Origin of the sequence: Formosa algae (assembly GCF_001439665.1) — a bacterium.
In the GTDB taxonomy this organism is placed as follows: domain Bacteria; phylum Bacteroidota; class Bacteroidia; order Flavobacteriales; family Flavobacteriaceae; genus Formosa; species Formosa algae.
The window spans coordinates 100,676-113,233 of the sequence record NZ_LMAK01000045.1 but is presented as its reverse complement, the minus strand read 5'-3'; the positions used below and the strand labels follow the sequence as shown (position 1 = coordinate 113,233).

At 32.4% G+C, this 12,558-nt stretch carries 17 protein-coding genes; 12 read left to right on the top strand and 5 right to left on the bottom strand.

The window, feature by feature from the left end:
* Positions 1-17 precede the first annotated feature (17 nt).
* Positions 18-617 carry a bifunctional phosphoribosyl-AMP cyclohydrolase/phosphoribosyl-ATP diphosphatase HisIE gene (hisIE, locus tag AST99_RS11925; protein WP_057782059.1) on the top strand — a complete coding sequence of 200 codons (600 nt, stop codon included), beginning with the start codon at positions 18-20 and terminating at the stop codon, positions 615-617.
* A 58-nt stretch (positions 618-675) separates the two neighbouring features.
* On the opposite strand, the gene AST99_RS11920 is transcribed toward hisIE, so the two are convergent.
* A complete protein-coding gene (locus AST99_RS11920; protein ID WP_057782058.1) occupies positions 676-1,089 on the bottom strand; it encodes a hypothetical protein in 414 nt (137 codons plus the stop codon).
* A 103-nt stretch (positions 1,090-1,192) separates the two neighbouring features.
* Here AST99_RS11920 and AST99_RS11915 point away from each other — a divergent pair, with 103 nt between their 5' ends.
* The 4 genes from AST99_RS11915 (at position 1,193) to AST99_RS11900 (ending at position 4,041) form a co-directional block, all read left to right on the top strand.
* Positions 1,193-1,975 carry a tRNA pseudouridine synthase A gene (locus tag AST99_RS11915; protein WP_057782057.1) on the top strand — a complete coding sequence of 261 codons (783 nt, stop codon included), beginning with the start codon at positions 1,193-1,195 and terminating at the stop codon, positions 1,973-1,975.
* A gap of 183 nt (positions 1,976-2,158) precedes the next feature.
* Positions 2,159-2,659, top strand: coding sequence for a Dps family protein (locus tag AST99_RS11910; RefSeq protein WP_057782056.1), 501 nt, complete (start codon positions 2,159-2,161; stop codon positions 2,657-2,659).
* A 95-nt stretch (positions 2,660-2,754) separates the two neighbouring features.
* A complete protein-coding gene (locus AST99_RS11905; protein ID WP_057782055.1) occupies positions 2,755-3,294 on the top strand; it encodes a hypothetical protein in 540 nt (179 codons plus the stop codon).
* Between the two features lie 78 nt (positions 3,295-3,372).
* Positions 3,373-4,041, top strand: coding sequence for a DUF2461 domain-containing protein (locus AST99_RS11900; RefSeq protein WP_057782054.1), 669 nt, complete (start codon positions 3,373-3,375; stop codon positions 4,039-4,041).
* An 18-nt stretch (positions 4,042-4,059) separates the two neighbouring features.
* On the opposite strand, the gene AST99_RS11895 is transcribed toward AST99_RS11900, so the two are convergent.
* Positions 4,060-4,473: a hypothetical protein gene (locus AST99_RS11895; protein WP_057782109.1), complete on the bottom strand. Its 414-nt coding sequence runs from the start codon at positions 4,471-4,473 to the stop codon at positions 4,060-4,062.
* A 120-nt stretch (positions 4,474-4,593) separates the two neighbouring features.
* Here AST99_RS11895 and AST99_RS11890 point away from each other — a divergent pair, with 120 nt between their 5' ends.
* From AST99_RS11890 to AST99_RS11880, 3 genes are all read left to right on the top strand, one after another.
* A complete protein-coding gene (locus AST99_RS11890) occupies positions 4,594-4,983 on the top strand; it encodes an acyl-CoA thioesterase (RefSeq protein WP_057782053.1) in 390 nt (129 codons plus the stop codon).
* A gap of 87 nt (positions 4,984-5,070) precedes the next feature.
* A complete protein-coding gene (locus tag AST99_RS11885) occupies positions 5,071-5,574 on the top strand; it encodes a lipocalin family protein (RefSeq protein ID WP_057782052.1) in 504 nt (167 codons plus the stop codon).
* 12 nt (positions 5,575-5,586) lie between these two features.
* Positions 5,587-6,261: a YiaD family glycine zipper/OmpA-like lipoprotein gene (locus AST99_RS11880; protein ID WP_057782051.1), complete on the top strand. Its 675-nt coding sequence runs from the start codon at positions 5,587-5,589 to the stop codon at positions 6,259-6,261.
* 76 nt (positions 6,262-6,337) lie between these two features.
* On the opposite strand, the gene AST99_RS11875 is transcribed toward AST99_RS11880, so the two are convergent.
* The 3 genes from AST99_RS11875 to AST99_RS11865 all read right to left on the bottom strand — a co-directional run bounded on the left by AST99_RS11875 (position 6,338) and on the right by AST99_RS11865 (position 8,845).
* Positions 6,338-7,576, bottom strand: a complete 1,239-nt coding sequence (locus AST99_RS11875; RefSeq protein WP_057782050.1) for a mechanosensitive ion channel family protein — start codon at positions 7,574-7,576, stop codon at positions 6,338-6,340.
* Positions 7,577-7,867 (bottom strand): DUF3817 domain-containing protein, encoded by a 291-nt coding sequence (locus AST99_RS11870; protein ID WP_057782049.1) that lies wholly within the window; start codon positions 7,865-7,867, stop codon positions 7,577-7,579.
* Between the two features lie 144 nt (positions 7,868-8,011).
* Entirely contained in the window at positions 8,012-8,845 is an 834-nt protein-coding gene (locus tag AST99_RS11865) for an OmpA/MotB family protein (RefSeq protein ID WP_057782048.1), read from the bottom strand.
* A gap of 325 nt (positions 8,846-9,170) precedes the next feature.
* Between AST99_RS11865 and AST99_RS11860 the strand changes: the two genes are divergently transcribed.
* The 4 genes from AST99_RS11860 (at position 9,171) to AST99_RS11845 (ending at position 12,557) form a co-directional block, all read left to right on the top strand.
* Positions 9,171-9,887, top strand: coding sequence for a 3-ketoacyl-ACP reductase (locus AST99_RS11860; RefSeq protein WP_057782047.1), 717 nt, complete (start codon positions 9,171-9,173; stop codon positions 9,885-9,887).
* A gap of 159 nt (positions 9,888-10,046) precedes the next feature.
* Positions 10,047-11,594 carry an SDR family NAD(P)-dependent oxidoreductase gene (locus tag AST99_RS11855; protein WP_057782046.1) on the top strand — a complete coding sequence of 516 codons (1,548 nt, stop codon included), beginning with the start codon at positions 10,047-10,049 and terminating at the stop codon, positions 11,592-11,594.
* A gap of 104 nt (positions 11,595-11,698) precedes the next feature.
* Positions 11,699-12,034 (top strand): ArsR/SmtB family transcription factor, encoded by a 336-nt coding sequence (locus AST99_RS11850; RefSeq protein ID WP_057782045.1) that lies wholly within the window; start codon positions 11,699-11,701, stop codon positions 12,032-12,034.
* Positions 12,035-12,083: 49 nt separating this feature from the next.
* The gene (locus AST99_RS11845) at positions 12,084-12,557 is read left to right on the top strand and encodes a DUF6428 family protein (protein ID WP_057782044.1); all 474 of its coding nucleotides are present in this window, start codon (positions 12,084-12,086) and stop codon (positions 12,555-12,557) included.
* Position 12,558 lies beyond the last annotated feature (1 nt).

Below are 12,558 nucleotides of genomic sequence, written 5' to 3'. Positions count from 1 at the left end.
ATGTCAAAACAATAGTGATGAATATAGATTTCAATAAAAATAACGATGGATTAGTGCCTGCAATCGTGCAAGATGCATTAACTAAAGAAGTGTTGATGCTAGGGTATATGAATGCCGAAGCATTTGAAAAGACTAAAACAACAAAATTAGTTACCTTTTTTAGCAGAACTAAGAATCGGTTATGGACTAAAGGTGAAGAGAGTGGCAATGTATTAAATTTAGTCGATATTAAATTAGATTGTGACAACGACACCTTATTAGTCACTGTACATCCGAAAGGCCCAACGTGCCACAAGGGTACCGATACGTGTTGGGGAGAGACTAATAATGAAGCATACGGATTTATTTCGCATTTAGAAGATGTGATTAAAGATAGACGTTTAAACGCTTCAGCATCAAAATCGTATGTGTCTTCTTTATTTGAAAAAGGTATTAATAAAATTGCACAGAAAGTAGGAGAGGAAGCTGTTGAAGTGGTTATTGAAGCAAAAGATAACGACGCTGATTTATTCTTAAACGAAAGTGCCGATTTATTGTTTCACTATCTAATCTTATTGCAAGCCAAAGGTTTTGAAATTAAAGATGTAGTAGACATCTTAAAAGGCAGAGAAAAATAAGAGCAACGAAAAAGGAGCATTTTTTAAGTAAAAATGCTCCTTTTTTGTTTATATCGTGTTAGGCAAGCCACTTTTTTGAAACGGCATATTTGGAAAATAAAAGCAGTAGTACTGAAAATACTAGTACTAATATTGGCAAAATTATGCTTGGTGGTTTTACTTCAAAAAACAAATAACTCATTTGTGCAATTACGGCAACTAATGAGGTTAATGCTACAGGATAAGCAAAACGTTTACGCACCATTAAAAATATACTGGCTAAGAATCCGGCCATTACTGCAACAGCATAGGCACGCATAACCCAAGTGGGCATTGCGGCTATTTCTTCTAATTGAGCTGCGGTATACTTTGCTCTAAAGGCTTCTGTATTATTGGCTTGTATAAAATATTGTTGAACACCTAAACCATTCCATAATAAATAAAATCCGGTTACAATCCAATACCAAACAGGAAGCTTCTTTACGTGCGTCATAAATTGAAAAATTAGTACATTTAATTCGGTTTAAAAGTAGTGAATTTTTTGAGAAGTCTACTAAAAATGGTTACTTGCATGCTCTTTATAAAAACACTTTCAGTTGAATAAACGTTATTTTTATCTTATCGAAATCCAGTATTTAGGCTATCGTTTTCATGGTTGGCAAAAACAACCAAAACTAAAAACGGTACATCTAATGATTGATAAAACCATGCGCTATATTATGGATGGGAAACCCTTCAAAACTTTAGGCTCAGGGCGAACAGATGCTATGGTATCTGCACAACAAGGGGCTTTTGAGCTGTTTTTAGAAGATAAAATTGAGGATGAAGTCGCTTTTCTAGAGTTGTTTAATTACAATTTACCACAAGACTTAAGAGCATTGTCTATTACAGAAGTCGATAAGCATTTCAATGTGATTAATGCATCTAAGATGAAAGAATACGTCTATGTATTTGCCCATGGTGCAAAGTATCATCCGTTTTGTGCTCCACTAATGACAACCATTTTAGATCCGTTAGATATAGACCAAATGAAATTAGGAGCCAAATTATTTGAAGGTGCTCATAATTTTAAAACCTATTGTTATAAGCCCACAGAAACGGGTGTGTTTAATAGAGCGATAGATACTTGCGAATTGGTAGAAAACACCATTTTTACTGCGAGTTTCTTTCCAGAACAGTCATATATGTTACGCGTTAAAGGAAAAGGGTTTATGCGTAACCAAATTAGATTAATGATGGGCGCATTAATAAAATTGGGTAAACACGAGATTACATTAGAATATATTCAAGATAGTTTAAAACCCGAAAGTGCAGAGGTTATGGATTATATTGCGCCTGCTTCAGGCTTGATTCTAAACGCAGTCGAGTTTGAATCTTAATCCTAAGTGGTATTATTAAAAACGTAGCCTTTTCTTTGTTAATGCTTTTTAAGATTTAGGTTTCTATATTAACATAAATTAACTTAACTAATCCGTAAATAGGTTAAAGTCAGTTAATAAGTCGATTGGTATTGATTAAACATTGTACATTCATACTAAGTTTAATCAATAAAACCAATTATAATGAACTATTTAAATATAAAAGATGAAAAACTACTACCTGTAGTTGTAGAGCTAAATACACTTTTAGCTGATTACCATATTTACTACCAAAAACTTAGAAATTTTCACTGGAATATTTTAGGAGAGAATTTCTTCGATTTGCATAATAAATTTGAAGAATTATATACAGATGCTCGAACAAAAATTGATGAAATAGCTGAACGTATTTTAACACTACGCTATCATCCAATGAGTAAACTTTCAGATTATTTAGAACTCTCTGCAATAAAAGAAGTATCTCCAATTCAATCTGATAAAGAAATGGTTGCCGAAATACTTAATGATCACCAATTGCTTTTAAAACAAATGAAAGCTGTGGTAAATAAAGCTGAAGCAGCTACAGATGAAGGTACAATTGACCTTATTGGAGCATACATTAGAGAGTTAGAAAAAGCAAGTTGGATGTTAGACTCTTGGTCTAAGAAACCAACAGAGCATTTAAACCGTGCCATTGTAGAGTAATCTGATATAACTTCAGATTCTAATAATTTTCTTCTTTTAAGAGGAAGGAATTTAGACCTCGAAAAACATTAGTTTAATGCTTAATAACTAAAATTATGAAATCAATATATTTAGGGGTACTCTTGTGTTTAGGATATGTTTCGGTACAAGCTCAAACGGTAACGAAAGATGTCTTAGACGAAACAAAGACGATTACCACCCAAACAAATAATGGTAAAGAAATTAAAGAAAATACAGTCGAAATCAATAGGCGTGTAGAACAGGAAGTGAAGTTGGATGAAGCTGATAAAAACAAATTGAATCAGAATAGAGTCCCAACAGAAGCTCAAGTTCAGGAAACCATTAAGATTACTGATAATAGTCCTTTTTCATCTCAAAAAAAATCTATGGTTTATAAATTAGATGATAAAGTAATGGAGTTTAATATGAGTGATGACGGATTTACAATTACAAATCCTAATAATTCCAGCATAACTGCCGTAAAACAATCAGACGGAGATCACTCGCAATTTGTTATGAAAGACAATGGGAATACGGGTATCGGATATTTCGATGATAACGGTAATTTTGTAGTACAAAGATTCGATAAAAAATCAAACGAAGTTATATCTAAAACATATCATTTAGTAGAGTAATTTCATATCGTTTTAATAATATCAAGCCTCAGTTTACTGGGGCTTTTTTATATCTTTATACCAATAAAATAAACACACATGATTTCAGAACAAGTACTAGATTTTTTAAATGCACTGGAAAAGAATAATGATAGAGTATGGTTTCAGGATCATAAAACGGAGTTTAGAACTGTAGAAAAAGAAATGAAAGCTGTTTTTAACGAACTTTTTACGTTGTTAAAAACTCATGATGATGTGGATGCCGTTAAGGTGTTTAGAATTTATAGAGATGTAAGGTTTTCAAAAAACAAAGTGCCATATAAAACACATTTTGGAGGCACTATACATCGTGTAAAACCACAATTACGTGGTGGTTATTATTTGCATGTAGAGCCTAATAATAAATCTTTTATTGCGACTGGTTTTTGGGATCCAAATAAAGAAGATTTATTGCGTATACGGAAAGAGTTTGAAGTAGATGCGCAAGAGGTTAGAGATATTATAAACGATTCCAGATTTAAATCTACTTGGGGTATTATAGAAGGTGATGAGCTTAAAACGTCACCTAAAGGCTTTGATAAAACGCATCCTGATATTGATTTAATCAGAAAAAAACAATTTATATTTACTAAAAAATATACAGATAAGGAAGTGCTTGCGCCAGACTTTTTAGAGCAAGTTAATGGTTCGTTTAAGGTTATTAGACCGTATTTTGATTATATGAGCGATGTCTTAACAACGAATATTAATGGCGAATCGCTCATATAAAAAAAAGTTTAAATTTGATTATACAACTTCACTAAGCTGCACATCAAACATCTGTATGTTATTAATAAGCTGATCTTTTACAATATTCATCATGCGTTTATTTAATGCTGAAGAGTTTTCGATGTAAATTAAATACTCTTCAATAGTAAATTGGCCTATGATCATGCCTTTAATAGAATTTCTAAATTTGATGTCTTTTTGAATGCTATTTTCAACGTAGATAATTTTTTTAGGAATAGATAACTCATAGAACATGCTTTTATGTTTCTTAAAATAATTTTTTAGCACCTCTACAAATAAATGTTCCTGGAGTTTAATAATTGGGCGTAATGTTTCGTTTTGAAAACGTTCGTCACTACTCATGTTTTCGCTAAGTTTTCCATAAGAGGAAGATGGACGAATAGCTTTAAGATTGTTGTGTCTTGTTGTCATAATATTAAACATTTTTACTAAAATTATTAATTATCTCTATCCATTTTTTTGTTAAGCCTATTACTTGTTAACCTTGTTATGAACAATTATTAAATTATCTTTACATCAAAAATAATAATTATGAGATTTCACACTAGAAAATGGGTAAAACCAGAAGATTTAAATGCAAATGGGACGCTCTTTGGTGGTAAACTTTTAGCATGGATTGATGAAGAAGCAGCGCTGTATTCCATCATTCAATTAGAAAACAGTAAGGTTGTAACTAAGTACATGTCCGAAATTAATTTTATGAGTTCAGCTAGGCAAGGAGATATTGTTGAAATAGGTATTGCAGTTGAAAATTTTGGAAAGTCATCTTTAACTTTAAAATGTGAAGTGAGGAATAAAATGACTAGAGAAACTATTATCCGTGTAGACAATATTATTATGGTAAACTTAGGCGAAGATGGTAAATCTAAACCACACGGAAAAACGGAAATTGAATTTGTAAAGGACCGTTTAGCTGAATAGTATATTGTCAATTATGCACTATATTTGGTGTTAAAATTGAAGTAATAGTATTAACTTAGAGATATATTAATCAAATAAATAAACCAAATGAAAAAATTAATTTATCTGACTTTAGCGGTCCTAGTATTTTCGTGCTCAGGAACCAAGTCAACAACGGCCAGTCAGCCAAGCAAAAAAATGCTAAAAGGGACATGGGAAGTAACCAATATTAAATTTGTAGGAGATAAAGGTTTATATAAAGCCTTTTTGTTTGATTTAGCAGATTCGTCTTGTTTTAAAGGGAGCGAATGGGTTTTTATTCCTAATAACGGCTCAGGAAAATTTTCTACTAATGTAAATAGTTCTATTTGCGATGCTTACACTCAAACCATTCATTGGTCGTTTTTAGAGTCGGCAGACGGGTATACACAGTTTCAGTTTAAATATGTTGGAGACGATATTAAAGCTAAAAATGTAAAGTCAGGATACCGCGCAACAATTTTAGAAATTAGTGATAATATGATGCTTCTTAAAGTACCTTCTGAATATGAAGGGAATCCTTTTGACGTGATTATGACGTTCAATAAAACATCAGATAGTATAGATTTATAAAAACAGAAAAACATGAAAAAATCAACAAGTATATTACTCGCAGTGGCTTTAATGTTTTCATTATCGTTTGTAAGTTGCGATGCACTTCAAAATGCAAATAACACTCAAAAAGGTGCTGGAGCAGGAGTTGCAGGAGGCGCTTTAATTGGAGGTCTTATTGGTGGAAATATAACCGGAGCCTTAATTGGTGCAGCAGTTGGTGGTGCAGCAGGTGGAATTATAGGAAACAGTATGGATAAACAAGCCGATAAAATTGAAGAAGCATTACCTGGAGCAGAAGTGAAGCGTGTAGGTGAAGGTATTCAAGTGGTGTTTGACGACAAGAGTGGAGTTACTTTTGCGACCAATAAAGCAGATTTAACCGCCGAAGCCAAAGAAAATTTGGATGCTATTGCTGATGTGTTTATAGAATTTCCCGACACTAATTTATTAGTTGAAGGACATACAGATAGCACAGGAAATGATGCTTACAATATGACGCTTTCTGAAAAAAGAGCGCAATCTGTAGTGACTTATTTACAAGGAAAAGGAGTGACAAGAGATCGTTTTGAAGTAAATGCTTATGGAGAAACAAGACCAAGATTTGATAATACAACCGAAGATGGACGTTCTAAAAATAGACGTGTAGAAATTGGTGTTTCTGCAAACCAAGAGATGATTGAAGACGCGAAAGCACAAGCAAATTAGTCTGGAGATCACAGATTAAAAAGATTGTAACAATAAAAAAAGTCGAGCATATTGCTCGACTTTTTTATGGTATAATCTATTCAGGAACATAATTAGATAGTTCATAGATTTCTAAGTCAAAATATGGCACTGCAGAAATACTATGGTCAAAAATGTCAGACATAATGTATTCGTAATTTTGCCAGCGTTTGTCGCTACTAAAAGCATAAATCTCTAAAGGTAATCCTTGGGGTGTTGGAGCTAATTGACGCGTCATGATAGTCATGTCTTTATTTATGGCCGAATGTTGTTCTATATAACTTTGAATATATTTTCTAAAGACCCCTAAGTTAGTCATATTACGGCCATTAATTAGTACAGATTTATCGACATTGTTATTGGTGTTATACGTAACAATATCGTCTTGTCGCTGCGTTAAATAATCTGATAAGATTTGGATTTTCTTTAAATCTTCAACTTTATCATCTGTTAAATAATGAACACTTTTTGCTTTAATAATAATAGAGCGTTTAATTCGTCTTCCTCCCGAATTGCTCATTCCTCGCCAGTTTTTAAAGGATTCAGAAATTAAAGCATAAGTTGGAATGTTAGTAATAGTCATGTCAAAATTCTGAACTTGCAACGTATTTAAGTTAATTTCAATAACGGTACCATCTGCACCAAATTTCTCCATAGAAATCCAATCTCCAATACGTACGGTGTCATTAATAGCAACTTGTATACTCGCTACAAATCCCAAAATAGTATCTTTAAAAATCAGTAATAGGACTGCGGAAGCGGCTCCTAAAGTGGTGAAAAATGTTTTGAGTTCTATTCCAGTTAACATTACAAAAATTAATGCTATTCCAACAACCCATAAAAACAGCATCATAACTTGTATATAACTATCTATGGGTTTGTCTTTTAATCTAGGTAATGTTTTAAAGAACGAAGCTAAAGTGTTAAATACACTTCTTATAATCCATATAACTAAAACAACACAGTAGAGTTGTAACAGAAGTTCTACAGCACTCTCAAAAGGAGGGAAGTCTGCAAAAACAATAGGTAAACATTTTAATGTTATAATTAATGGTACCACATGAGCAACATGTCTTGGAACTTTATGGTTGACCAATAAATCGTCAAACTTAGTTTTAGATTTGGACGCGAATGTGGCAAAGGTTTGTAGTAAAATTCTTCTCGCAATGAAATCGGACAGAAAGACAATGACCAATAAAATAACCAAAAGCGCAAGCATGTTTAAATACTTAGCAGAGGTTTCAGTAAAATCAAATTGAATAAAATAATCGTAAAAAAAGTGTGTAAATTTTTCCATTTATACAGCTGTTTTAAAATATTTTTTATCTGCAATAAAGGTTCCGAAAGGAACAATAGAGGCTAGTAAAACGAAGGCTATTGTTTTTATACTCCATTTTAATTCTACACCAACTAAAATGGCTAAAACAACATAACCTACAAAAAGTAAACCATGTGGCATACCTAATAGTTTTACATATTGCGGATCGTGTAATATATATTTAATGGGCACTGCAACACCTAATAAAAGGATATAAGATATTCCTTCTAAGAAGCCAACAATACGCAGGGTTTTCAATAATGAATTCATAAAAAATAATTTTGACAAATATACTAAAGCTAAAATAGGTAGTCATATATTTTTAATGAAATCCGGTATTATACTAGTCACGTCACTAAAATAAAAAAGACTGCTCTAGGCAGTCTTTTTCTAATATAATATGTGATCACTAAATTATTCGTTAGAATCCATTAAGGCAAAGAATTTATTAATGTTTGGAAGAATTACTATACGAGTTCTTCTGTTCTTAGCACGATTATCGTTAGTATCGTTTTCAGCAATAGGGTGGTAACTACTACGTCCTGCAGCAATCATTTTTTCTGGAGCTACAGCGTAATCGTCTTGTAATTTACGCACTACAGATGTTGCTCTTAAAACACTTAAATCCCAGTTGTCTTTAATTGCACCAGTATTTATGCTTCTTGCATCTGTATGTCCTTCAACCATAACTTCAATGCTTGGTTCAGAATTAATAACATCAGCTAGTTTTTGTAAAATGTTGTTTGCTTTACTACTTACTCTATAACTTGCTGTGTTAAAAAGCATTTTGTCTGAAATAGAAATCATTACAACAGTTTCGTTAATATCGATAGCGATATCATCGTCTTCATCAAAAGAACTTGTATCTAAAGATTTTTGTAAGTTATAAGATACTGCAAGATTCATAGAATCTTTAAGTGTTTTTGCTTCGCTTAGTTTTGCAGGATCTACATTTTCTAAGGTTTTTAGCATTCGTTTTTTAGTATCGTTAGAAATAACAGCAGCATCTCCAACGGCAACTAATTTGGCATCATTTTCTTCTGTTAATGAACTTATTTTAGAGTTGTAAGCATCAACACGAGATTGTATTTCGCTAAACTTAGCTTCTAATTCTTCTTTTTCAACTGTGGTTTTAGTTAACTCACTTTTTATTTCACCATTTTCTTGTTCTAAAGCAACATACTTTTTCTTTGAAACACAAGAGGCCATTAAACATAAAGTGATTACTCCGATTGAAATTCTTTTCATAATTGTTTATTTTGATTTATAATATCTACGCAAAAAATAAGCTTATAGATCTTGTAAAACTACAGGTTTTTAACATTAATAGTCTAAATATTTGATTTGTTGTAGGATAACGCTTTAAAAAAATCAATAAAAAAAAACCTGTATATAATTTTATCGATGAAATACATCAATTATTTATAAGCTTGGTCAAAACTAAAGAAGAAATCTTTCGCACATGTCTTCTATCTCGCCAATTTTTAACGCAATCACAACGTTAAATGCTTTTTAAAAAGTGTTTTTATGTCTACTTTTGAGATAGAATATAATAAGAATTTAAATTATAGATATGAAATCATTAAAAGGACAACACGCGTTAATTACAGGAGCTGGTAAAGGTCTTGGAAAAGCAATGGCTTTAGCTTTAGCAGAAGAAGGAGTGCATATTGCACTATTAGCACGTACAACAAAAGATATTGAAGCTGTAGCAGAAGAAGTAAAAGCTTTAGGAGTAGAAGCTATAACCGTTACTGCAGACGTGTCTTCTATTGATGAAGTGAACGCAGCAGCAAAAACTGTTTTAAGTCAATTTAAATCTATCGATATTTTAATTAATAACGCTGGAATTGCAAAATTTGGTTCGTTTATGGAGTTAGAGGTAAGCGAATGGGAACAGATTATTAATGTTAACGTTATGGGAATGTACTATGTTACTAGAGCATTCTTACCACAAATGATAGATAATAAATTTGGAGATATTATAAATGTATCTTCTACAGCTGGTTTAAATGGTAACGCCATGACTAGTGCTTATAGTACATCGAAATTTGCAGTATTAGGACTTTCTGAATCTTTAATGAAAGAAGTTAGAAAGCACAACATTCGTGTAACAGCTATTACGCCAAGTACAATTGCGACAGATATGGCAGTCGATTTAAAATTAACAGACGGGAATCCAGAAACGGTAATGCAAGCAGAAGATTTTGCAGAACTCGTAGTTTCTCAACTTAAATTAAATAGACGTGTGTTTATTAAAGAATCTAGTATTTGGTCTACAAACCCATAAGATTTTTAGACACATACATTTCAATTTGAACTATTAAAAGAAGAGCACAGTTATAAAGACTGTGCTTTTTTTAGGTGAATAAAGTAGATTTAGTGTCTCTTAAATTCAGTATTCAACTAAAATTAAAACTATATTTGCGGGCTTAAAGTGTCACACAACATGAACGAAAAAACTGAAGGACAACATACAGATTTAGATCAAGATCAACTTGATGTTTGTATTGCGATGTTAGAAAAGCTGGTAGATAATACAAACCAATTGTTTGAACTTCCTGAAGAAAAACGTATCGCTTTAATGAAAGCGGCTGGACAAATTACACGTCCGAATAGAGACGAATTTCAAAAAAGGCGTAAGGATGCTAAAAAGGCAGCTAAACGTAAAATGATTGAGCGTGATAAACATGCACGTAAAGAAACAGGAATTCGTTCTGCACGTGAAAATCCGGTTTTTGTGGCTCCTAAATTAATCGATCTGACTAAAAAAGAAGAAAAAGAATTAGAGTTAGAATCGCCAAGAAACTGTTACGTCTGTAAAAAAGTGTATACCAAGCTTCATCATTTTTACGATACGATGTGTACAGAATGTGGCGACTTTAATTATGCCAAGCGTTTTCAAACAGCCGATTTAAAGAATCAAGTTGCAGTAGTTACAGGTTCGCGGTTAAAAATAGGATACCATATTACCTTAATGTTATTAAGAGCAGGAGCGACCGTAGTGGCAACAACACGTTTTCCTGCAGATTCTGCACTGCGTTTTTCAAAAGAAAGTGATTTTACATCTTGGGGACACAGATTACATGTCCACGGTTTAGATTTAAGACATATACCAAGTGTAGAGATTTTCTGTAATTATATAGAACAGAAATACGATAGATTAGACATTTTAATTAATAATGCGGCGCAAACAGTAAGACGTCCTGCTGGTTTTTATAAACATTTAATGGCTAATGAGGAATTACCTGTAGAGCAACTACCTAAATTTGCTCAAGGTTTACTAAAAGATCATATCGATTGTATTACCGAATTAAAAACACTTACACAAGCGGCTTCAGATAATAAAAATATGCCAGTAACATGGCATGGTCCGGAACCAGGAATAGGATTAAGAGCATCTGCTAAATTATCTCAAATTCCTTATAGTTTCGATAATTCATTACAAGCCAGTGAAGTCTTTCCAGAAGGGGAGTTGGATGTCGATTTACAACAAGTAGATTTACGTAAAACAAACAGTTGGCGATTAAAGTTAGGAGAGATTGAAACCACTGAAATGGTAGAGGTTCAGTTGGTAAATGCTGTAGCACCTTTTGTGTTATGTAACCGTTTGTCTCCGATTATGCAGAAGGAAAATACCGGACAAAAGCACATTATTAATGTTACGGCTATGGAAGGTAAATTTCATCGTTTTCATAAAGAAGATCGCCATCCGCACACTAATATGGCTAAAGCAGCTTTAAATATGATGACACATACTGCTGCAGCGACTTTAGCAAAAGATGGTATTTTTATGAATGCTGTAGATACAGGTTGGGTTACAGATGAAGATCCTGCAGAGTTATCTAAACGTAAAGTAGAAGAACACGATTTTCAGCCACCATTAGATATTGTAGATGGTGCAGCACGTGTTATGGATCCGTTAATAGATGGTATAAACACCGGTAAACACTGGTGTGGTAAGTTTTTAAAAGATTATATGCCTATAGATTGGTAGTCAATTCTTATAAAATTTAAATATTAAGAGATAGTTAATTAGCTATCTTTTTTTTGGCACAAATTTTATTTATCGTAATATTGCAATGAATAAATATAAGAGGTATGGGAATTACTAAATCTGAAATTTTTACAGCTAAACAAAACGAAATGGCTAAGATTGCTAAAGTCTTAGGGCATCCTGCTAGAATAAGTATTTTAGAATACTTAATTAAAACCAATTCTTGTGTTTGTGGCGATTTGGTAGGCGAAATTGGATTAGCACAACCTACCATTTCTCAACACTTAAAAGAATTAAAAAATGCAGGTTTTATAAAAGGCACCATAGAAGGTACAAGTGTGTGTTACTGTATAGATATTGAAAAATGGAAATCTATTCAATCTATGTTAAATCTGTTTTTCGATCAGGGTTTACCTTGTGAAAATACCGAGTGTTGTTAAAAAAATTTAAAATCATTCATCGTAATATTACTATTAATACAATTTAATTATGACTTTATTAGAGATTAAAAATCATTTAAAAAATTTAGACCAAATCGCATTTCAATTACCAAATGGTGGTTTAGTGCCTAGTCATTTTCATGTGACAGAAGTTGGTCAGGTTGTTAAAAATTTCATTGACTGTGGCGGAACGGTTAGACAAGAATCTGTAGCAAATTTTCAATTATGGGAAGCTAATGATTATGATCACCGTTTGCATCCAGAAAAATTAGTTTCAATAATAGAATTATCTGAACGTGTTTTAGGTTTAGACGACGCTTTGGAGATTGAAGTAGAATACCAAGGAGAAACCATTCAAAAATATAATTTAGATATTACTGAAGGCGTATTTCAATTAACTTCAAAATTCACAGATTGTTTAGCTAAAGATAATTGTGGAATTCCTCAAGAAAAACCAAAACAGAACTTAAAAGAACTCACTACACCTGTAAATACATGTACTCCAGGATCTGGATGTTGCTAAA

Coding starts and splice junctions, on each gene's coding strand:
- AST99_RS11850 (WP_057782045.1), top strand. CDS start 11,699: ATGGGAATTACTAAATCTGAAATTTTTACAGCTAAACAAAACGAAATG.
- AST99_RS11855 (WP_057782046.1), top strand. CDS start 10,047: ATGAACGAAAAAACTGAAGGACAACATACAGATTTAGATCAAGATCAA.
- AST99_RS11885 (WP_057782052.1), top strand. CDS start 5,071: ATGAAAAAATTAATTTATCTGACTTTAGCGGTCCTAGTATTTTCGTGC.
- AST99_RS11900 (WP_057782054.1), top strand. CDS start 3,373: ATGATTTCAGAACAAGTACTAGATTTTTTAAATGCACTGGAAAAGAAT.
- AST99_RS11870 (WP_057782049.1), bottom strand. CDS start 7,867: ATGAATTCATTATTGAAAACCCTGCGTATTGTTGGCTTCTTAGAAGGA.
- AST99_RS11875 (WP_057782050.1), bottom strand. CDS start 7,576: ATGGAAAAATTTACACACTTTTTTTACGATTATTTTATTCAATTTGAT.
- AST99_RS11895 (WP_057782109.1), bottom strand. CDS start 4,473: ATGACAACAAGACACAACAATCTTAAAGCTATTCGTCCATCTTCCTCT.
- AST99_RS11905 (WP_057782055.1), top strand. CDS start 2,755: ATGAAATCAATATATTTAGGGGTACTCTTGTGTTTAGGATATGTTTCG.
- AST99_RS11880 (WP_057782051.1), top strand. CDS start 5,587: ATGAAAAAATCAACAAGTATATTACTCGCAGTGGCTTTAATGTTTTCA.
- AST99_RS11865 (WP_057782048.1), bottom strand. CDS start 8,845: ATGAAAAGAATTTCAATCGGAGTAATCACTTTATGTTTAATGGCCTCT.
- AST99_RS11845 (WP_057782044.1), top strand. CDS start 12,084: ATGACTTTATTAGAGATTAAAAATCATTTAAAAAATTTAGACCAAATC.
- AST99_RS11890 (WP_057782053.1), top strand. CDS start 4,594: ATGAGATTTCACACTAGAAAATGGGTAAAACCAGAAGATTTAAATGCA.
- hisIE (WP_057782059.1), top strand. CDS start 18: ATGAATATAGATTTCAATAAAAATAACGATGGATTAGTGCCTGCAATC.
- AST99_RS11910 (WP_057782056.1), top strand. CDS start 2,159: ATGAACTATTTAAATATAAAAGATGAAAAACTACTACCTGTAGTTGTA.
- AST99_RS11920 (WP_057782058.1), bottom strand. CDS start 1,089: ATGACGCACGTAAAGAAGCTTCCTGTTTGGTATTGGATTGTAACCGGA.
- AST99_RS11860 (WP_057782047.1), top strand. CDS start 9,171: ATGAAATCATTAAAAGGACAACACGCGTTAATTACAGGAGCTGGTAAA.